This window comes from Paenibacillus sp. G2S3 (assembly GCF_030123105.1).
Taxonomy (GTDB): Bacteria; Bacillota; Bacilli; order Paenibacillales; family Paenibacillaceae; genus Paenibacillus_AQ.
Map to the genome: position 1 here is coordinate 475425 of NZ_CP126095.1, position 22033 is coordinate 497457.

The following is a 22033-nucleotide window of genomic DNA, read 5'->3' on the forward strand; positions in this document are numbered from 1 at the left end:
TCAGTAAAGGGTAATTAAGAAGTAAATACAATTTATACGACAAAGGAGTCGCTACTATGGAACGGCCTAATGAGGTATTGTTTTATGTGGGAACGTATAACCCTGAAGGTGAAGAAGCTATTCTACTATGCTCACTTAGTCCTTCATCAGGTGAAATGAAGATTCTTGAGGGTACTAAGGGCATTGAGAATCCGTCGTTTTTAGCAGTGAACAGCACAGGCAGCGTGCTATATGCGGTTAGTGAGAAGGATGAGGGCGAGGTCTATGCTTATGCGATTGATCCTGTTACTAAAGCGCTGAGTCCACTTGGAAGTCGTCCTACGGAAGGTGGCGCTCCTTGTTATGTCTCGATCAGTCCTAAGCAAGATTACATATTCGTCTCTAACTATTCCGGTGGCAATGCCAACGTATTTCCTGTAAATGAGGATGGTTCGCTTCAGGTCATGTCTGACCAAGTGAAGCATGTAGGTTCTGGGGTTCGTGAAGACCGCCAGGAAGCTCCGCATCCGCACTCCGTTATTCCAGACGCAAGCGGCCAGCATATACTGGTTTGCGATTTGGGACTGGATCAAGTTTTGATCTATCGCCATGAGGAAGGTAAGCTGTCCAAGCATCGGGAGATTGATCTGCCACCAGGTTCAGGCCCCCGCCATCTGGCAGTACACCCTTCAGGACAATGGATTTATCTGGCGAATGAACTAAACTGTACAGTAACGGTATTTGCTAATGAGGAACAGAACGGAAACCTAAGCATTTTACAGCATGTTAGCACGCTTCCAGAGCAATATAATGCGGGTAGTGACGACACAGCTTCCGATATTCATGTATCACCATGTGGCAAATTCTTGTATGTCTCGAACCGGGGACAAGACAGTATCGCCCTGTTCCATATTGAGGATTCAACAGGTCATCTTGAAGCGGTAGATTGGCAGGTTACAGGCGGACGTACTCCGCGTAATTTCGCCATTATTGGTGGCAAGCTGCTCGCTGCGAATCAAAATAGTGATATTATTACTTCGTTCTCCATCGACAGTGAGAGTGGCAGATTAATTCCTACAGGGAATGAGCTGAAGATAAAGACACCAGTCTGTATTCAAGCCTTGTAGGCTGGGAATAGGTTATTGTATGTTTCAATATTAGGGGCTATTCCCCGTAATCCAACAAAATAAAAGGCCTTCCAATCAGCTGTACATGTGCTGAGGGGAAGGCCTTAATGGTATAATGGCAAGTTACCTTAAAACATATTTGGAATTCCTAGATCGTAAAAGCCGATGTCATCTAGCATGATTTTATCTCCCTCGTCTTCAAGGTAGAAGGTGATTTCCGTCAGATTCTCAGGCTCTAGCTCGGGTTCTTCCTCTTGAAACTGTTCGAACGGCATCTCATAGGTTTGAAAAACAGCTTCGGATAGATCACCGTACTTTCCATCATTAATCCGTTCTTCAAGCCACGGGAATAGGGTGAACTGAGTTTGTGGCAGTGGAAGAATATCCATTACCTCACTTAGCGGCAAGCGTGCTGAGGTATCATTTTTGTCGGTTAACTCAACCTCTACATTGGGAGGTAAAGGGATACTAACTTCATCTTTGATATCACTATTGAGGTTTGCTAAGGAGAACGTAAGGCCATCTGCACCTGAAAGGGCCATTTCAGTAACAACACTTTCTTTAAGCTTAATGTTGTAATAGGCTTCCTCGTCCTTTTTGGCTGTGCGTTCAAGAACGACACCATAAGTGGCTTTGCTCTTCGATTCACGATCCTTCGCAAGCTCTTCCGACCAGGATAATCCGGATGCTTCTGCTGTTCCGAGATTAACGGTATTCTTGTTGCGGTCCTCGTCAAATGTGGCTACGGGTCGATATCCCCCATCCTGGAATCGATTGTAGTAAGTAGTCTCCGGTAGCCATTTCAGTCCGCTGCGGTAATCCCGGAATAAGCTCTGGTATTCGTCTTTTCCATGTAAAGTGGTCTCCATAAAAGCTGACACGTACACTTTAGCGATTTGCCGCTGCTTGTCTGCTTCCATAATTTGCGCTCGATTTAAAAAGAGGCCAGCAGGTAATGTCTGATCATACGCGCCCCAATCGCTGTTGAATTGACTGTGATTGGCGTCTGCAATATACAGCGAGCTTTTGAAAGCAGAGGACCCTTGGGAATAGGAAGTACGTATATACTGCCGATCACCATAGAAATCATGTACATCCCCATCGCGAGCCCCTTGCAGAGTTAAATAGTTGACATCCTTGAGGCGGGCTTGCTGATCATCAATCGTTTTGTCCGTAGGGGCTAGAGCGACTACAGAGGCTATATTAAAACGATCTACTGCCTTCATAACGGGATCATTTTTGAACCAGCGTTCAGCGTCTGCAGCCATAGCAACAGCTTGTCCTCCGCGGCTATGGCCGAGCAGGGCGGTTTTTGTGAAATCTATTTTTTGATAAAAAGGATTGCTTGGTTCATCCGAGAAAGCTGCGAGCTGTTCCAGATGTTTCAGAATGATCCAGGTCCGTACTTTGAAATCATTGTCCGGAATACCGGACCAAGCAGAATAGTTCAGGAAATTCTCATCCAGGGAAATGGCGATAAACCCTCGGCTGGCCAAGAGTTCACCGAGATAAGCGTACCCTCCGTCAGAGTAATCTTCCATCATATGATTTCCGTGCACCATCAGTACTACCGGATAGGGACCTTCGCCCTCAGGCATCCATACACGGCCGTTTAGTGGAAGTGCACTATAATCGAAGCCCCAGAATAAAGTGCGCAGCTTTGACCAATCCTTAATATAAGCAGAAGCATCTACTGTAGAAGAGAGCATACTTGTATCCTCGCCATATTCCGTACGATGCAAATCCTTACCACTAGCATAGGTGAAGGTCTGATAAGCTAGATTGCCAGGTTGTGCTGGATTTGCGGCAGTCAGTGGAATTACATCAGAATCACTGATATCGATGGGTTCCAAAGTAGGTAGTTCCTGCACTCCGTTTGCCAGAGCAAGCTGGGAAAAAGTCACCGTAATAGTAAGCAGAAGTCCCATAGTTATTCTTTTGCTGCGCAGCAGACCGATGGCTAATCCGCCCAATGCACCTAATACTGATAGTAGAACAGCAATGAGAGCCGCAGCTTCAATCTCAAAATCAGCGTAATATAAGATTAATAGAATAGCTCCAAAATCACTCAATACACAGCCTGCGAATAGTCGTGGGATACGCAGTCCGGTCAACGCGATCAGTACAGCAATGATATTGCTGGCAATGGCCAGCAGAATGGTGCTGGTGCCTGCAGCAAGTGCAATATCTGTTGGCACCCCTAATCCAGTGGGTATGCCTAATATAGCAGTGGTGAAAGCTAAAAAGCAAACGATCCAAAGACCAGCGATTGCTGTCCTCCAGACCGTTGTATCATAACGGTAAGTTCCCCTAATCCTTCGTCTAATTTCTTGAGTCATTCGCCTGTGAAGCCGTGGTCTTATCGGCGCAGGGACGTACTCTAAATCCATACCCATGATTCTCACTCCCGACATTAAGCGGTAATTTCTCTAGACCATAAGCATAGCAATAATATTACTTTATAGCATCAATAACAAGTGGATCTTACAGGAACCCACACCATTGCCTGTATAGCGTGGGATTTGAAAGATTCTCTTTGTCATTGGTTGGAAAAAAAGGTTTGACACGGTTAAAGGGTTTCAGTATTATATCCATATAAACCAACTAAGTAGATAGGAATAATTGAAGAAAGTTCTTACCGTACAGACGGAGGAACGCCTGCATTAGGCTCGCAGACACGTGTCATAGGACCGGTTTGACCTGCCATACGTGGGCTTTCCTCCGTTCTTTTTGTTACCCAACAAGAAAGAAATGATGGCAAGAAAAAACATGGGGGAGTGGAAATGATGAAGAAAAAAATGAATAAAGGGCTTCTTGTAGGATTTAGCTTGTTGCTGACGGCAGGACTTACTGCTGCTTGCGGCGGCAATAACAATAGCGGCAATAGTGCTAGTTCGGCAACGGACACACCAGCAACAACCAACACAGCAGAGGCCACGAATGCTGCTGAAGCTACAAAAGCGCCATCTAAAGATCCGGTAGAACTACTTAACGTGTCCTATGATCCTACTCGTGAGCTATATGAGAATTATAATAAGGCTTTTGCAGCTTACTGGGAGAAAGAAACGGGACAAAAAGTCACGATTAAACAATCTCACGGTGGATCAGGTAAACAAAGCCGTGCTGTGCTTGATGGTCTGGAAGCGGATGTAGTTACGCTAGCCCTTGGTTATGATATTGATGCCTTGCAGGAAAAGGGTCTTATCAATGAAGGGTGGCAAAGTAAATTTGATCATAACAGTTCCCCTTATACTTCGACGATCGTGTTCTTAGTACGCAAAGGGAATCCAAAAGGAATCAAAGATTGGCCGGATTTGCTCAAGGAAGGCGTAGAAGTGATTACACCGAATCCGAAAACATCAGGTGGCGCACGTTGGAACTACTTGGCAGCGTGGGGTTACGCGCTAGACCACAACAATAACGACGAAGCTAAGGCTGAGGAATTTGTGAAAGAACTGTTCAAACATGTTCCGGTGTTGGATACGGGTGCGCGCGGTTCAACGACCACTTTTGTAGAGCGTGGAATTGGCGATGTGCTGATTGCATGGGAGAATGAAGCTTACCTTTCTGTAGAAGAGCTTGGTCCAGATAAATTTGATATCGTAAATCCATCTGAGAGCATTCTGGCTGAACCGCCGGTAGCCATAGTAGATAAGGTTGTGGATAAAAGAAACACGCGTGAAGTGTCCGAGGCTTACTTGAAGTATCTCTATACGGAGGAAGGACAAAAAATCGCGGCTGAGAACTACTACCGTCCAACGCTAGAAAGCGTGAAAGAACAATATAAGGATAAGTTCCCGGAAATAAAGCTCTTCACATTGGCTGATAAATTCGGAACCTGGAAAGAAACGCAAGAGAAGCATTTTAACGATGGCGGGATCTTCGACAAGATCTATGTGCCTGGTGCTAAATAACAAATTAACAAAATGACTTTATATTTTGTTTTAAGAGATTTGTCCCTAGTAAGGGGCTGATCGGCTAACCTGCCGAAGGCGAGAAAGGATGAATAGGGGATGAATGTCACCGCAACTACTACGGCTGCATCGGCGACAACGCGGAGAAAGATACTACCCGGTTTTGGAATAACGATGGGGTACAGCGTGCTTTACCTGAGTCTCGTGGTACTCTTGCCACTTTCAGCGCTGTTATTCAATTCTACTGGGCTGAGCTGGGCGAAATTCTGGGATGTAGCTACCGATCCGCGTGTATTGGCTTCGTATCGTGTCAGCCTGTCTACGGCAGCTGCTGCTGCTTTTGTGGATGCTATTCTAGGTCTTCTGCTGGCTTGGGTACTGGTGCGTTACGAATTTCCCGGCAAAAGAATATTTGATGCGCTGATCGATCTTCCGTTTGCCTTACCGACAGCTGTAGCGGGTGTCTCCTTGACGGCTCTCTATGCTACAAATGGCTGGATCGGGTCGTGGCTTGAGCCGCTTGGATTAAAGGTGGCATTTACTCCTCTTGGCATCACTCTAGCCTTGATGTTCATCGGGATACCGTTCGTCGTGCGAACGGTACAGCCGGTGCTGGAGGATTTGGACCGAGATATGGAGGAAGCCTCGGCAACCCTCGGCGCAGGCCGCTGGAGAACCTTTCGTTCAGTAGTAATGCCCGAGCTGTTTCCGCCGCTGTTAACAGGCTTTGCTTTGGCATTTGCCCGTGGTATTGGTGAATTCGGCTCCGTCGTGTTCATCTCCGGTAATATGCCAATGAGGACGGAGATAGCGCCTTTGCTTATTATGTCCAAACTGGAGCAATATGATTACGCTGGTGCTACCGCCGTCGCGTTGCTCCTGCTTCTCATTTCCTTCTTAATGCTGTTAGTCATTAACACGCTCCAGCGTTGGGTTCGTAAGACTTCTCGTTAAATCTTTAGGTTTTTACTCTCTATATTGCAAGTATTTAATTTGGAAGTTTTGTTTTGCTGAGCGATTCTTAGCGAAGCTACACCCTAACAGGTAAATGACGACTTTATTTTACGAAGCATACTTGCTTCCATAAAATGCAGAACCCTCCGTTAGATAAAGTACTCGAAGAGTAATCTGGGTGTTGGAGGAGCGATAGCGATCTCGAAGTTTTGAACCAGATAACTGGTAAAAAAGGAACGGAGAGGAATATTGGAACTGTAGAAGCGTTAGCGTTCGCCTTTATCCTCGGATTTCTACCGCGAGGAGCGGTTCAAATCAGGAAATCTGAGGATAACAGCGATCGGAAGTCCAATATTCCTTGGAAGTGACCCATTACCAGTAATCTTGTTTGAACGATTCCAGCCGCCCGATAACTCCCAAATTCACTCGAAGACACTTCATATTTCCCGTTGTTCGGCATTTTTCAGAAGCTAATCATGCTTTCGTAAAACCCTTTAAAGGAGGAATAACTTGTGGCAGGCACCATCCCACTCCAAGCCCCCCGGCTACAGAAGAATACGTCCTCACCAGCGACAACGGAAACCAAGGCTGTAAAATGGGTGTTGATAGGAGCTGCTGGACTAGTCCTTTTTTGGCTGATTGCTCTGCCTTTGATTGTCGTGCTGACAGAGGCGCTCAAAAAGGGCTGGGACGTATATATAGCTGCACTGACGGATCCAGATGCCCGTTCCGCGCTTCGGCTGACGTTGCTTGTTGCAGCGATCACTGTGCCACTGAACACCTTCTTTGGTGTAGCGGCTGCGTGGGCAGTAACCAAGTTTCGTTTTCGTGGCAAAGGGTTTCTCATTACCTTGATTGATCTCCCCTTTGCAGTATCGCCTGTCATCGGCGGTCTGATCTTTGTGCTCGTCTTCGGAGCTAACGGATGGTTTGGTCCTTGGCTGAGTGCCCATGATATCAAGATCGTATTTGCGCTTCCAGGTATCGTGCTGGCCACGCTGTTTGTGACGTTTCCCTTTGTGGCGCGTGAGTTGATCCCGCTGATGGAGGATCAGGGCACGCAGGAGGAAGAGGCGGCGATTACACTCGGAGCTCACGGGTGGCAAATCTTTTTCAGAGTTACACTACCTAATATTAAATGGGGTTTACTATACGGCATTATTTTGTGTAATGCGCGGGCCATGGGCGAGTTCGGTGCAGTCTCTGTAGTCTCCGGGCATATACGCGGGGAGACGAATACCCTGCCGCTGCATGTTGAGATTTTGTACAATGAATATCAATTTTCAGCGTCTTTTGCAGTAGCTTCACTGCTCTTGTTGTTAGCTTTGGTGACGATGATTATTAAAAGCTGGTTATCACGAAAAAATGCCCATTGACAGTACTTTTGGTTCCGTGCTAAGTTAATTCATAGTATACTGGTTGGTAATGACGGAATTATGGAAATTAGGCGGATATAATCCTTTGGATGGGGAAAGGGAGGCTAGAGAATGGCTAAACCGCTGAAAGTGGATGAATTATGGCTTACGCGGATTGCAGGGCTTCTGGATGATATGGAATTTGGCTCCTTGCACATTGTAGTGCATGAAGGTCAGATTGTTCAGATGGAGCGTACGGAACGCAAACGTTTTGAGAATAGCAATGGCAACGCAAATGGGCGTTACATTGGTGAGAGCGGAACCCGGCGGGCCGATTCCCAATCGGCAGGACGTTGATACAATCTCGGGCAATCATAAAGGGATCTATTATCTTTCTGGATAAAAATTATGGAGTTGCCTCAGCAGCCTTAAAATCCCTGCTGGGGCAACTCCTCTGTTTTTTGATACGAAGGACCGATCGGACTCAGAAGACCCTAAACACAGTTTTTTTTTTGCACATTTGGCATGCTAACGGACCCCATATTCGCTATTGGCATGAAAAACACCAAATAGTTGGCTCTTTTTAATGAATAGCTGCAGTGGAGTCCGAAACCGCGCTCCAAAGGCTAATAAATTGCAAATAACGTCAACTGGGTCCTTAAGTAACAGTGGGTTATCAGGACTGGTGCGAATATTGTAACAAACCAAAAGACAGAGCAGTGATTCTTCCGAACATGGAGAAACGCTGCTCTGTTATCTTTTTACCAAGAAAGCGACCGACGATATAGGCAGCATTTTAATAACGATTTGTCTGACGTGAAGAGGAAATCCCTTCAACCAGCAGTACGAGCGCAGTGATGCCATGCATAATCCAACCTAAGAGTGGGATAAACGCTAAAATCGAGGTGATAATGCCTAGAACATTCCCTACGATGGGTTTTCGCTCTCTTTGCAGGATTACAATGGCTACAGCGTGGAGCAAAAAGGCAACGGCAAGAGGGACCCAACCATTCGCTATAATAAAGAGACCGCCGAGGACAGGCAGAGCCAGAAAAGCCTCATACACACACGTTCCCCATTTAAAAAGCTTTGCTACAGGAGACATTATGCCACCAACCTTTTTAGAATATTGTTATAAATACTATTCCACACAGTGAGTAATAGGATTCAAAAATATAATACTTACCACTTTGGTGGATGTGTATGGATTTTGGGAATGGACGGTATTTTCATATTCATATATAGTGTGAGTTAGATATTTCCAAAAGAGTGTAAAGATATACGCTCACCCAATAAGGAGACAAAATTTTACCATTGGGTGATTTTCAATTTATAAAGGAATCATCAAGGGGAGATCACATTGCTTAGAAAATCCTTTTTCACAAAATTGCTTATCGCTTATCTTATTATTATATTCGCTTACACTATGATTGCGGTCTGCCTTTCTTTTTTTAAGGACAGCCAAAGCGTGCGATCGGAATTAAGTCAGAAGCAGCAGAATTTTCTTATGCAATCGCGAGACAAAATTGACACGAAACTCGGTGTTTCTTTCAATTTAATTACACAATTGAGATTAGATGATCATGTTGTTAAATTCGCTGAAAAAGATCGCGATTACTATGAGATCACGCAAGCCTCTTATGCACTGAAAAATCATATAGATGCATTCTCTGAATTCGGCTATAGCATCGATTTAATGAAGACTAACGATGATTTGGTTATTACGCCGCAAATTTCGTCGGATAGAAGACGCTATATGGAAGATATGGGAATGACTAATGAGGATTTGGCACAATTAGGCACAGACAGTACGAGTCCAAACATAACGATATCGAGCAGTCAAAAAATAACGTCGACGAACGATGAAAGCGCATCCATAAGAATCGTAAATCCGGAACGGGTAGGAATAGGGAATTCATTATTTTTTGTTGTCTCATTCTTTGAACAATTGCTGCTACCACCCCTATCACCTGATGCGCAAGAAGCTTTTGCCATTATCGAGAATGGTCGATACGTAACGCTTAAATCAAGCTTTGATGATAAACGGGAAAAGCAATTGCTTGCCTATCCACTGGCACAACTGGATGAACAGGCAACCGTGGATTATAAGAAGCTATCCAATGATGAATTCGATTTCCATTTAATCCGCTCGAATACGATGCCGCAATGGTCGTATATGTATGTTACACAGAACTACTCTTTGGTAGACTCCTTTTCCCCCAATTTAAAAGGGGCTGTACTTTTATTAGCCATTCTTATCTTTGTGGGACTTGCGTTCGCCTATACAGTTTCCAGGCGCATGTACCGGCCTGTGGGTCATCTCGTCGGATTGTTTAAGAGCTACGGTGAGCCTGCGGGAGCAGACGAATTCGCTTTCTTGAACGAGACAGCGACGAGTATAAGTAAAGCCAATGAACAGATGAAATCCGCGCTACATGAGCACAAGCTTTCGATGAGAGACAAGTTCCTGCGGGATTTGCTCCATGGACTCGTTCCACCTGAGAAGGTGGATGAACTGCTAAATGCACATCAACTGCAAAGCCTTTCTAGCAACTTGAGCATTTGCGTGATTTCATTCTCGAACGCTAAGGAATTGGAGGAGCAATATTCGAAAGATGCGATTCTTACGATAAAATCAAAGACTTCCTTGATTATTTATGAGCAGTTGAAAGTTCATTTCCCTTGTGAACTGCTTGATCACGATTTCACCAAATTTGTCTTCATAATCAGTGAATCCGATACGGAATCCATTCAGAAGAAGCTCATGAAAGCGATGGCGCAAATCGAGGACGCACATGCATACGGGTTGACTGCAGCTGTAGGCCAGCCCGTAGCCTCAGCTGGCGAAATTGATCGCTCCTTTATTCAGGCGCTTGATATTCTGAAGCGAAGATCGGCAGTGGACAAGACTTCCGTCATTACTTATAAACAACTCAGTCAAGTTCAGATGGTCAGCTATTATTATCCTATCGATACGGAACGAGAGCTGATCAGCTATGTGATTCGCGGCAAGCGGGAGAATGCTTTAAATACGCTAAACCGCCTTCTATCGGAAAATCTGGAGCAAAGGCAGTTAACCAGGCAGCAGCTCGACCAGTTCAGCTTGCTTGTGTTGGCTACGCTGAGTCGAATTATTCAGCAGTTGAATATGCCTTTCGAAGAGTTCGTTCAAGCTCATAAGGAATCTCTGGACATCGTACAGCACGGCGAATCGAAGGAGCTGATGGTTTCCGCCATTACTTCCTTGTTTGGCGCCATGATGGATACGATTGATCAGCAGAATGAAATGATGGATCACAGTACGGTAAAGCGGATGATTGAATATATTCATGACAACTACAATAGGGATTTATCGCTTAGCATGATAGCGGAGGAGTTTAACTTCTCTCCTGGTTATGTCAGTATCGCGTTCAAAAATCATTCCGGAGAAAATTTTAAAGATTACTTGAATTTTTATCGTGTGCAGCAAGCTAAAGAAATTATGCGTCAGCAGAAAGATATCAAAATTGGCGATTTAGCACTAATGGTCGGGTGCAACAATACGAACACGTTTATTCGCATGTTCCGCAAGTATGAAGGATTAGCTCCTGGCCAATACGCAAAGAAGCTTAACGAGAAGGATTGAGCCTTCAAATAATGAGAATCGTTGATTCAAAAAACAAAGCCGCCTAGCTTAAGTGCCAGGCGGCTATTGTATGTTCGACGGGCGTTTCCCTATATAACGAGAAATTGTTGATACATAAAATAATGCACATTATGAACCCAGACATAAAGAGTTGCTGCTAGATGAAATAATGGCGATAGACAGCGCTTACATTCATTCCTATAGTTTAAATTGCAACGCTGACCTTTCAAATGGGAGCGCTCCTGAGGGGATCAGCTAAACATCGTTGCGAGAGGAGAAGAGAGTGCTGCTTAACTTTAAAGAAATAAAAACCAACCTGATCAGGGACCGTTATCTTTATCTGCTCCTGATACCGTTTCTGGCTTGGTATATCATCTTTGCTTATAAGCCGATGTACGGCCTGCAAATCGCCTTTAAGGATTTCAGTGTATATAAAGGAATTGAAGCGAGTCCCTGGGTTGGATTTGAACACTTCGAGACCTTTTTTAAAAGTCCATATTTCTGGCGGCTATTAAAAAACACAGTATTGCTCAGTATGTATCAATTGCTGTTCGCGTTTCCTGTGCCGATTATCCTCGCTTTGTTATTTAACGAATTGAAGAATGGAGTATTCAAAGCAACGGTGCAGACCTTCACGTATTTACCCCATTTTATTTCGGTCGTTGTCGTAGCTGGGATTGTGACTAACTTTTTGGCTCCTAGCAACGGCATTATCAATATCCTGATCGAAATGATGGGAGGAGAAAAGCAATACTTTCTGACCAATCCCGATTATTTCCGTACGATTTTTATCGGGTCCATGGATATTTGGAAGGAAGCGGGATTTGGTACCATCATCTATATAGCTGCATTGTCCGGTGTCAATCCGGCTTTGTATGAAGCAGCGGTTATCGATGGAGCTAATAAATGGAAGCAAATGTGGCATATCACGCTTCCCGCCATCATTCCGACGATCGCAATCATGCTTGTCATGAAGGTGGGCTCCATGTTGGAAGTAGGCTATGAGGCGATCATTCTTCTGTATCAGCCAGCCACCTATGAGACGGCCGACGTTATTAACACCTACGTGTACCGGTCCGGTTTACAGGATGCACGTTACGACCTGGCGACAGCGGTGGGACTATTCAATGCCGTCGTTGGATTTATTCTAGTCGTATTTGCCAACAAGATGAGCAAGAAATTAACAGAGACTGGATTATGGTAGGTGATGGAAGATGAAAAAAACCAGAGGCGAAAAGCTGTTTTATATCTTTAACTGTGTATTTCTTGGAATGATCGCTTTGCTTGCACTGTACCCGTTTGTCTATGTCTTATCTGCATCCATCAGCTCCTCCCAAGCGGTCGTTACAGGCAAGGTGATCTTGCTGCCGCGCGATATTAACTTTGACTCCTATGCAAAGGTATTATCGGAAAAAGGGATTTGGATTGCCTATTTGAACACATTTTATTACACCATATTCGGCGTAATCGTCAATTTAATTCTCACCATTTGCGGTGCCTATGCCCTGTCCAAGAAACGGGTTATGGGACGCACGGCCATCAGCTTCTTTATCGCGCTGACGATGTGGTTCCAACCGGGCATGATTCCGATGTATCTCAATTTCCGAGATTTGAACATGCTTGACAACAGGTTTACGATAATTATTGGTTTCGCGATTACGACCTTCTATGTCTTCCTCATGAGAACGTTCTTCCAGAGTATTCCGGAGGAACTCGAGGAAGCGGCAAAGGTTGACGGAGCGAATGATCTGACGATCTTATGGAAGGTGTATCTGCCGCTGTCCAAAGCCTCTCTTGTGACGATAGGATTATTCTATGCGGTGCACCGCTGGAACGGCTATTTCTGGACGATGATCCTACTGAGCGACGAGAGTAAGGTACCGCTACAAGTCTTGCTAAAGAAACTCATCGTAGAAATGAACGTGAGCGACGAGATGGGCAATATGGCGGTATATTCTAAGGAAACGATCATTTATGCGACTATCATCGTCTCTATTATTCCGATTGTTGCAGCCTATCCCTTCATACAGAAATATTTCGTCAAAGGTACCATGATCGGCTCCGTCAAAGGATAGTTGGCTGCTTAAATTTTTTTAATATGAAATCAAGAAACCAATAATTGGAGGTCGTAAATGTGGGTAACACAAAATGGATGAAATCATCTGTAATAATCATGCTGACAGTCGGTATGCTGCTAGCAGGCTGTAGTAACAATAACGCTCCGCAAAATAGTGGAAGCGCGGCGAATGATTCAAAAGAGTCAGGGTCAAAACCTCTATCCGGGCATCTGATCGTTAAAGACCCGCTTGAACTGACGATCCACATGCACTACTCAGATAAGTTTATATTCGACGATAACTGGCCCGTCTTCAAAGAAGCGGAAGCCATGACCAATATTAAATTGAAGGGAACCGCATCTAAAACCTCGACGAATAGCAAAGAACTGTTCAATACCATGATGGCATCCGGGAAAATTCCGGATCTGGTTCATCATCAAATTAAGGAGCAGTATGACAGTCTGGGGATTGAAGGAGCCTTTCTTGAGCTAGATGGATTGATCGAAGAACATGCCCCAAACATTAAAAAGTTCTTTTCCGAACATCCAGATGCAGCCAAATATATGAAGGCCTATAACGGTAAAACGTATTTCCTTAACTTTACTCCGGATGGACCGGCTGCCAAGGGATGGTTTGTACGGCAGGATTGGCTGGATAAATTGGGACTTGAGCAGCCGAAAACGGTAGATGAGCTGTATGCGCTATTGAAAGCTTTCAAAGAAAAAGATCCGAACGGTAACGGATTAAACGATGAAATTCCATACTTCAGCCGGACGAAGCTGGATGGAATTTACGATCTGCTGATTCAGTGGGGCGTGCGTGGCGGGGCCGATGCGTCTAAACGTGGATTTTATGCGGACAACGGTGTCGTCAAGTACGGTATGTATGAGCCAGGATATAAGACGGCAATTGAAAATATTGCGAAGTGGTATAAGGAAGGCTTAATCGATAAAGAAATTTTCACCCGCGGAGCGAAAGCGCGCGACATTTTGCTCGCAGATAATGTCGGTGGCATAACGCACGACTGGTTCGCTAGCACGGCTAATTTTAATGACATTCTTGCACCTAAGATTCCAGGCTTCTCCTTTGTTCCAATGACGCCTCCAACGAATACCGAGGGTAAAGTCATCGAAGAAAGTTCCCGCAAAGAAACGCATGCGAGTGGATGGGGAATCTCGGCGGCAACTAAGCATCCCGTCGAAGCGATCAAATATATGGATTTCTGGTTCTCCGAAGAGGGCCGGAGGCTGATGAACTTCGGCATCGAAGGAAAGGACTACGATCTCGTGGACGGCAAGCCGAAGTTTAAAGATTCCGTATTGAAAAATAAAGAAAAGACAGTGATTCAACAGCTTCAAGAAGAGGGAGGCCAAATTGAACTGGCGTTCTATCAAGACTACGCTTACGAAGAACAATGGACAAGTGAGACTGCATTGAAAGGCATCAAGGAATACATTGACAATGGCTATATTATGGAGGCTTACCCACCGATTTCGTATACAGATGAGGAACGGAACAAATTTGAGGAGTTAAATGCTGGCGTATTGACCTATGTTGAGGAAAAGCTGCAGAGATGGGTGCTCGGTGTGGAACCGATCAACGATGAGACATTCAGTAAGTATATTAAGGAATTGGAAGACTTAGGGATCAAGGATTTGCTTGCTTTAGAGCAAGGTGCATACGACCGTTACATGAAATAGCTGGCATCGCTCCTTCCGGAGTCTTGATGATTTCGGAGGGGCATTTCGAATCGAAAATTACATGATGGAGATGAATAAATGAATCTGCAATCATTGCTGAAAGAGCCGATGACTACGACGGAGCTATTAGCTAACTTGCGCTCACGGCTTGAGCCGATGGACGAGAAAGCTGCTTATATCGCAGCACATATGCCTGATCACGTGCGCGAGACGATCGCGAATGCCGAATTCTCCTATCAAGGAATGATCATGCTTCCTGGTACAGGGGGAGTCAGGGAGTTTGTTGGGAATCCGCCTAGCTGGCTAGAGCGCAGACATAATGACAATGAGTATTTATGGCAGCTGAACCGCATGACTCATTGGCAGGATTTGCTGGAAGCCTACTCGCTCACCAAGGACGCGAAGTATGGACTCAAAGTCATCGACGAAATGCTGGATTGGATCGAAACGGTCACTATTCCTGAGGACTTACTCGATAAGCCCATTGGCTATTTTACGGAATGCCATCCGCTGAGGGTTTTGGAGATTGGTATCCGGGGCTACAAAATTTGGCCGCTTGTCTTGGAGCATCTAGGCCGCTCGGAGCTGTTTACGGAGGCAGTATTAGAGCAGTATTTAACGGTCATTTATAAGCAAGTAAAAGCTTTGCGTAACGTGTCGCCTCAGCTATGGCCTAAAGCGGATCATAACCATTATTTAATGGAATGTTTGGGCCTTCTGACGACTGCCCTTTACTTTCCCGAGCTGAAAGAAGCTGAGGAATGGAAGGCTTTTGCGATCGAGGGCATCGAAAAGTGCAGCATGGCGCAACTGACAGAGGACGGCGGCCAAATCGAGGGCTGCCCATCGTATCATAATGGCTGTATGTTCTGGTTTGGGATGGCTGTGGTTCTGGCTAAGCGTTTCCAGTTTCAGTTCTCCCCAGCATACATGGAACGGTTTAGAAAAAATCTGGATTACTCCATTTACTCGTTAAGACCAACCGGGAAATGTGTACCTGTCGGTGATTCCTATGCGAATCCGCTTGCTGTAATGTCTGGTGTCTATGGGTATTTTGCGTTGGACGATGTTTCCTGGCTGGGGCTTGCAACGAATTTGATCGATGTGACTGAGGTGGTACGGGAAGCAAGCAAGCATGTATGGAGGGCACTCGATGTTCGCCAATTCGTGGAAGAGCTGCATTCTCTGCAGGGTAGACAATTTGTATTAGATAAGCAGACGACATTCTGGAATCGTACGTTGGATCAAGCGATTATCCGCAGCGGCTGGGATTCGAAGGCTCTTAGCTTTTTGTTTACATGTAAAAGCCCAATACAGAATGCCCATGCCCATATCGATCTGATGAGCTTTGATTTTACGGCACTCGGAAAAGACATGATTTGCGATCCTGGATTTTTTTGCTATCGGGATGATGAGGACCGTAAGCAGTTTAAGAGCTCGAATTATCACTCTACGCTGCTGATCGATGAGCGAGATCATTTCGAGTATATTAATTCCTTTACATTTGGGCCGCAAAAGCCCGGTGGTATCTACAATGTAGCAGATAGAGGCTTCTACCGGCTCGCGAGTGCTTGTCATACCAACTACGATCCGGTTGTTCATCATCGGCATATTTCGCTAGTTGATAATTGGTTCGTGCTTATTGCCGATCGGGTAGAAGGGCTGAATGAGCATAGCGTTCAGCGCTATTTCCATCTGGATTTTGTCGAAGTGGAGGAGAACCCGAACGGAGTGATCGCGACAAGTGATATTGCGAATCTGGCGATAGTGACAAGCCATACGGGGAAATTGGATCTCTTGGAGGGAAGATTATCCGATGAGACCGATCTCTCAAGGCCTTCGACAAGGGTCCGCTTTCAGGATAGATACAGCGGTACTATGACTTTCTTGACACTGCTTATTCCTTTCCAAGGGGGGCAGCAGCCTGCCGTTCAGATTATTGAAGAAGAGGAAGGTATATTTAGCTTCGAGCTTGGACAGCGATATTTGGTTTCGATAAACGAAAGAGATATGCACATATCCAAATAGGAGTGAAAAGATGTTAAACCTGCAGAATGCCGATCAAATTTGGTTAGAGAATGTCATTGCCAAACTAAGGGACAAAATGGACGTAGTATGTGAACGATCAAAAAACAAAATTCCATACACGACAAGAAATGGCACGCACGACAATCAGATCGAAAAAGATATCAACTGGTGGACGAATGGATTTTGGGGCGGTATGATGTGGCTCATGCACCATGAAACCGGCGCTCAGAAGTACAAGGAAATCGCCAATTTCACGGAAAGTGCATTGGATGCCTGTTTCCATCAATTCTACGATCTGCATCATGATGTCGGATTTATGTGGCTGCCTACGAGCGTTGCTAATTATAAAGTAACCGGAAATCCGGAATCCCGTAAGAGGGCGATGCATGCTGCCAATCTACTTGCTGGACGATTTAACCTGGCAGGCGGATTTATCCGCGCTTGGAACGATGATACGGCCAGCGAAGATACGAGAGGGTGGGCGATCGTGGATTGCATGATGAATCTTCCGCTTCTCTATTGGGCGAGCGAAGAGACTAAAGATCCGCGATATGCGCAAATCGCAATGAGGCATGCGGACACCGCTCTAGAAGCCTTTATCAGGCCGGACGGTTCCGTGAATCACATCGTGGAGTTCGATCCATTCCATGGAGGCGTGGTCCGAACTTACGGCGGCCAAGGCTACGAGGATGGCTCGTCCTGGACACGTGGGCAGACCTGGGCTTTATACGGCTTTATGATCAGTTATACGCATACAGGAAAGCCGGAGTATTTGCAGGCGGCCAAACGGGTGGCGCATTATTTTATGGCTAATATTCCGGATAACGGCGTGATTCCGATCGATTTCCGGCAACCGAAGGAGCCCGCTTACGAAGACACCACGGCAGCGGTGATCGCCGCTTGCGGACTGATTGAGATCGCCCAGGTTGTTGGAGAGCACGAAAAGGAGGTCTACCTGAACGCCGCGCTGAAGCTCCTGAAAACAGTGGACGCTACTCGCTGCGACTGGACGACCGATTCCGATCAGCTGTTAATAGGTGGTTCAGCAGCGTATCATCATAAAGACATTCATGTTTCAATCATTTATGGGGATTATTATTTTATGGAAGCTATTTTTAAGCTAAAAGGAAACGACCTATATTTGTGGTAGTAAGACGATAGGATAATTAGTTTCTCTGGAAAAAGCTAGGCGTGTATTGGTAAAACAAATGAAGTCAACACCTCGTTGGATGGCGTTATTCTCGAAGTAACCCATCCAACGCATGCGAATACCTCGATCAATGAATGATTAATATCCGTATTACAGGAGGTAGTATGATGAGAAATTTATTAAACTTACAGAAAAAAAGGACTTCTTGTTTACTTATTACGCTTATAGTCTTCACTCAAACGTTGTTAACTTTATTTGCTGAGCCTCAAACCGTAAGCGCTTCATCTGGTGTTAGCAATATGTCAGATGCCTCTTTCTTTGGGGTTTGGGATCAAGCTCAACAACGATGGAATACGCCGAGCAAACTAGATTACGATGGTTTCCCAGGGTTAAGCTCCGTAGAATCAGCTGTTAAAGCTGGAAATTACGAGCAGGCTAAAAGTGATATGCTGGAATATTTTAAAAATAGAACAAACAGAAAGGTTCCAACTGTTTTCGGTTCAAATCCTGCGATGGTACCTCTCTTGATGGATCAAATCGTAACACCGCTTAAAGAATACTACTTAGGTACCATTACAGTAGAACCTGTATCCGCAGTGTACAGCATGAATATACTTTCTACGGTACAAAGCGCGCTTGGCTCCGATCTTAGCTTCATGCTAATAGGACGTTACAAGGGAACGAATCAAGCGAATATTTACAGCCTTGAGCAAGATTGCTCGCTAACAACGCTTACTCAATGCCGTCCTACGCTTGAGATCCAATATTCGGATGCTACGGGTGTTCATACAGTAAATTTGACGTCTACGAAGGATACTTACATTCGTGGCAATGATACGGCTATCCACGCCAGCGAGACGCTGCTTCAGGTACAGGAATCCGGTGCTCCCTATGATTCAAATACGCGTAAAGCTTATCTGAATTTTGATTTATCGTCGATTAAAGGCACGGTTACGGCAGCAACACTGAAGTTATCAGGATATTCTGAATTAGATAAAAGTACAGATGTGATGATCTATAAATCAGGCGACACGGCTTGGGATGAGAACCTCCTTACTTATGCAAATCACAATGGAAAAACATTTTCCTGGCAAGGGCTGTCCTCAGGTACGGATTGGGCTGGTCCTACACCAAACATTGCAGATATCGAATACCATTATCAGATCACTCGATTTTCCTGGCTTAATCCTCTTTTAGCGGAATATTTAAATACAGGTACGGAAAGCTTTGCGGCGAAATATATCGATTACATGGTCGATTTCATCGTTGATGGAGAGGCCTCTACGAGTGAATATGGAGCAGGATCATTTCCTAGAAACTTTGACGCTGGGATTCGGTCCGCCAGTTGGGTAAAGGCTTACCATGTGTTAAGAGAGAGTTCTTCTATGAGTGCTGAATCCAATATAGATATTTTGAAAACATTCTGGAAAAAAGGGACCTACTTAAATAGTCCGGGCGGCTTTAGTCCCGTTGGAAACCACGGTATGGTTGAAACAGAGGGGTTGTACACCCTTGGACTCTATTTCCCTGAGTTTACTGATTCTGCTACCTGGCTGTCCACGGCTTACTCCCGATTTGACTATTTAATGTCGACACTGATTTTCAAAGACGGATCTTATTCCGAATCAAGTGACACCTATACCACGGTAACAACCGCTCCCATGATTGCGATCAAGCAGCTTGGAGTTATGAATAATGTTCCTTTCGAAGGATCTTTTGATAGTAATTTGAACAGTTTAGGTAAATACTTGGCCGATATTGCATTTCCTAACGGCTACGCTGTTAATTTCGGAGATAGTCAGTACACTGATCTCAAAGCTACTATAAAGCAGATTGGCGAGCTTACTGACGATGACGCCTTACGTTATATAGGAACTTCTGGAGCACAAGGTACAGAGCCCTCCTACACCTCCATTCTATATCCGGTAAGTAAAAGTGCCATGATGCGTAGTGGTTGGTCTCCTAATGATCGCTATTTGTTTACGAATGTTAAGCAAGCGGCGCCCCACAGGCATCCCGATGATAACTCCATTACTTATTATGCGTATGGAAGACCGCTACTGGTTGATCCAGGAACCTACTCTTATAGTAACGATTCGATTTCAAACTGGCTGCGATACTCAACTGAAGCGCATAATACGATAGAAATCAACGATACGCCTCAAAATCTAACAGAGGGCTGGATGCAAGATTGGACGGATAATAGCAAGTTCAACTTTGTTTCGGGTGTTACCCAAAATGTGCCTGGATTCAAGCATTCTCGTGACACGCTTTTCCTGAAATCGTCCTTTTCGATAGTTTCAGACGTTGTGCAAGCACCACTCGGAACAAATAAGTACCAGCAAACCTGGCACTTTTTGCCTACGGCCAATCCGGCGTTAGATGCGTCCACCCAAAAAGTAAGTACTGTGTTCAATGACACGTACGGTGATATCCAAGTCGTGCCCGCTGATCACGAACAAATTACGGCTACGCTCGATAATGGTTATTATTCCAATGCTTTTTATTCGGTGTCCAATTCTACCTACGCTTCGTTTACCAAGACCGTATCCGGAGACACTACCTTTGATACGGTCTTGTATCCGACCGCAAGCGGGGAGGATCGCGACATCAAAGTCACTCGAATGGCTCTATCAGTTCCGACTACCGTAGCCAGCTCGCTGAAGATCGAGAACGTCGGAGATGCTGACACTTCGGGCTATTATTATGTCTCTCACGAAGACAATCCGCGATTCAGACGCAACTTTGATACCTTTTCATTTGATGGGAAGTTGGCTTATGTCGAAAAGACGAGCAGCGGTAAGGTCACATCAGCCATCCTGAAATCGGGATCGACACTGGAGCATAGTGAGGCTAATCTTATTGCATCTAAAATGCCGGTGAATGATATTGCTGTTGACTGGAATGGCACAACTCTGGAGATTACCGGGTCGAATCTGGTCGCCGCCAATGACCCTAACGCTGTATCGGCCGTTGCGATACGAGCTTTCGGCGCTACTAGTGTGAAGTTGAATGGTAGTCTGATTTCCGACTTTACCGTTTCCGATGGTTATATTTATGCGGTAGGCGTACCTTCATGGTCATCTTCTTCTGAATATCTGAATAGCTTCGATCTGGGAGTCGGACATTCAGGGGTCCAGTCCATAGAGTTCGACCTGATCCCGACAGCCGACCAAGTAGGAGCGGTAATCGGTTATACAGGACAGTCATCGGCTGTGAGCAGTGAGTCTGATTTACCCATGCTTCTTCGGTTGAATTCTGAAGGTTACTTCGATGTTCGGAACGGCAACAGCTTCGAGCAAAAGGAGAAACTCAACTATAAAGCAAATGAGCTTTATCATGTTACCTTACTTGCTGATCTGGACTCGAAAGCGTATAACGTTTATATCGCTCCGCAGGGCAAACCGGAAATTCAGATTGCGGACCACTTCGCGTTTCTGACCGGAGCTCCTGACCTAATGGATATTGGTAAATTGGTAATGAATAGTCCAGTTGATGATCAGCTTCGGATTAATAACCATACGGTAGGTCTTCCGGATTTCATTGAATTAGATGTGAACTCAGATGCATACGTGTGGGCAGCAAATCCAACGACAAACTATGGAACCGGTAAAAAGCTGGAGGTAAGAAACTCAACTAGTTCAAGTGTGTTTCGCCATTCTTACCTACGATTTGATTTAGGTGATCTACCGTCAGATTTAACCTCATTTACTGCGAAACTACGGCTGACATCAGCTTCAGCGGGAACATTTACCGATCAAGCGCAGTTTGTCCAGGATGATTCTTGGGGAGAAACGTCAATTAACTATAATAACAAGCCAGCAGGAGGGGCACTCTTAGGGGAATGGAGTATGCCATCGGCTGAGAATTCTGTGGAGCTGAATATCAGTTCTCAATTTAACACCGAACTTGTCGGAGACAAGAAGTTAAGTGTAGTTATTACTTCACAGACGAAAAACAATGTTTCTCACTATTATTATTCGAAGGAGAACGGAGGAGGCAAACCGAAGATTGTGATTTACACGAAATAAGCTACGGGTAGCAATAAAGCTTCATATCATGAGAATTGGTGATTCAAAGAAGCCGCCTAGCCTAAGTGCCAGGCGGCTTTTGTATATTTGACTGAGGCGAGTCTTGCCTGTGC

The 22033-nt window shown here is 45.1% G+C and carries 15 protein-coding genes; 13 read left to right on the forward strand and 2 right to left on the reverse strand.

What is annotated here, in order from left to right; genetic code table 11:
* Positions 1 to 56: 56 nt before the first annotated feature.
* Positions 57 to 1106: a lactonase family protein gene (locus QNH28_RS02150; protein WP_283909970.1), complete on the forward strand. Its 1050-nt coding sequence runs from the start codon at positions 57 to 59 to the stop codon at positions 1104 to 1106.
* Positions 1107 to 1234: 128 nt separating this feature from the next.
* Here QNH28_RS02150 and QNH28_RS02155 read toward each other — a convergent pair whose 3' ends face one another.
* On the reverse strand, positions 1235 to 3502 hold the full coding sequence (locus QNH28_RS02155; protein ID WP_283909971.1) for a poly(ethylene terephthalate) hydrolase family protein: 2268 nt from the start codon (positions 3500 to 3502) through the stop codon (positions 1235 to 1237).
* Positions 3503 to 3892: 390 nt separating this feature from the next.
* Between QNH28_RS02155 and QNH28_RS02160 the strand changes: the two genes are divergently transcribed.
* The 5 genes from QNH28_RS02160 (at position 3893) to QNH28_RS02180 (ending at position 7686) form a co-directional block, all read left to right on the forward strand.
* Positions 3893 to 5020 (forward strand): sulfate ABC transporter substrate-binding protein, encoded by a 1128-nt coding sequence (locus QNH28_RS02160; protein ID WP_283912027.1) that lies wholly within the window; start codon positions 3893 to 3895, stop codon positions 5018 to 5020.
* 99 nt (positions 5021 to 5119) lie between these two features.
* On the forward strand, positions 5120 to 5974 hold the full coding sequence (cysT, locus tag QNH28_RS02165) for a sulfate ABC transporter permease subunit CysT (protein WP_283909972.1): 855 nt from the start codon (positions 5120 to 5122) through the stop codon (positions 5972 to 5974).
* Between the two features lie 209 nt (positions 5975 to 6183).
* The gene (locus QNH28_RS02170; protein WP_283909973.1) at positions 6184 to 6342 is read left to right on the forward strand and encodes a hypothetical protein; all 159 of its coding nucleotides are present in this window, start codon (positions 6184 to 6186) and stop codon (positions 6340 to 6342) included.
* Between the two features lie 144 nt (positions 6343 to 6486).
* Entirely contained in the window at positions 6487 to 7350 is an 864-nt protein-coding gene (cysW, locus tag QNH28_RS02175; protein WP_042184404.1) for a sulfate ABC transporter permease subunit CysW, read from the forward strand.
* Positions 7351 to 7461: 111 nt separating this feature from the next.
* Positions 7462 to 7686, forward strand: coding sequence for a YezD family protein (locus tag QNH28_RS02180; protein WP_283909974.1), 225 nt, complete (start codon positions 7462 to 7464; stop codon positions 7684 to 7686).
* 439 nt (positions 7687 to 8125) lie between these two features.
* On the opposite strand, the gene QNH28_RS02185 is transcribed toward QNH28_RS02180, so the two are convergent.
* The gene (locus QNH28_RS02185) at positions 8126 to 8395 is read right to left on the reverse strand and encodes a hypothetical protein (protein WP_283909975.1); all 270 of its coding nucleotides are present in this window, start codon (positions 8393 to 8395) and stop codon (positions 8126 to 8128) included.
* A 321-nt stretch (positions 8396 to 8716) separates the two neighbouring features.
* Here QNH28_RS02185 and QNH28_RS02190 point away from each other — a divergent pair, with 321 nt between their 5' ends.
* From QNH28_RS02190 to QNH28_RS02220, 7 genes are all read left to right on the forward strand, one after another.
* Positions 8717 to 10954 (forward strand): helix-turn-helix domain-containing protein, encoded by a 2238-nt coding sequence (locus tag QNH28_RS02190; RefSeq protein ID WP_283909976.1) that lies wholly within the window; start codon positions 8717 to 8719, stop codon positions 10952 to 10954.
* A 283-nt stretch (positions 10955 to 11237) separates the two neighbouring features.
* The gene (locus QNH28_RS02195) at positions 11238 to 12158 is read left to right on the forward strand and encodes an ABC transporter permease (RefSeq protein WP_283909977.1); all 921 of its coding nucleotides are present in this window, start codon (positions 11238 to 11240) and stop codon (positions 12156 to 12158) included.
* A 10-nt stretch (positions 12159 to 12168) separates the two neighbouring features.
* Entirely contained in the window at positions 12169 to 13029 is an 861-nt protein-coding gene (locus QNH28_RS02200; protein WP_283909978.1) for a carbohydrate ABC transporter permease, read from the forward strand.
* A 59-nt stretch (positions 13030 to 13088) separates the two neighbouring features.
* Complete coding sequence (locus QNH28_RS02205) at positions 13089 to 14711, forward strand: extracellular solute-binding protein (protein WP_283909979.1); 1623 nt, start codon at positions 13089 to 13091, stop codon at positions 14709 to 14711.
* 78 nt (positions 14712 to 14789) lie between these two features.
* Positions 14790 to 16739, forward strand: a complete 1950-nt coding sequence (locus tag QNH28_RS02210; protein ID WP_283909980.1) for an alginate lyase family protein — start codon at positions 14790 to 14792, stop codon at positions 16737 to 16739.
* 10 nt (positions 16740 to 16749) lie between these two features.
* Positions 16750 to 17889, forward strand: a complete 1140-nt coding sequence (locus QNH28_RS02215; protein ID WP_283909981.1) for a glycoside hydrolase family 88 protein — start codon at positions 16750 to 16752, stop codon at positions 17887 to 17889.
* Positions 17890 to 18056: 167 nt separating this feature from the next.
* Positions 18057 to 21920: a CBM96 family carbohydrate-binding protein gene (locus tag QNH28_RS02220; protein ID WP_283909982.1), complete on the forward strand. Its 3864-nt coding sequence runs from the start codon at positions 18057 to 18059 to the stop codon at positions 21918 to 21920.
* Positions 21921 to 22033: the final 113 nt, after the last annotated feature.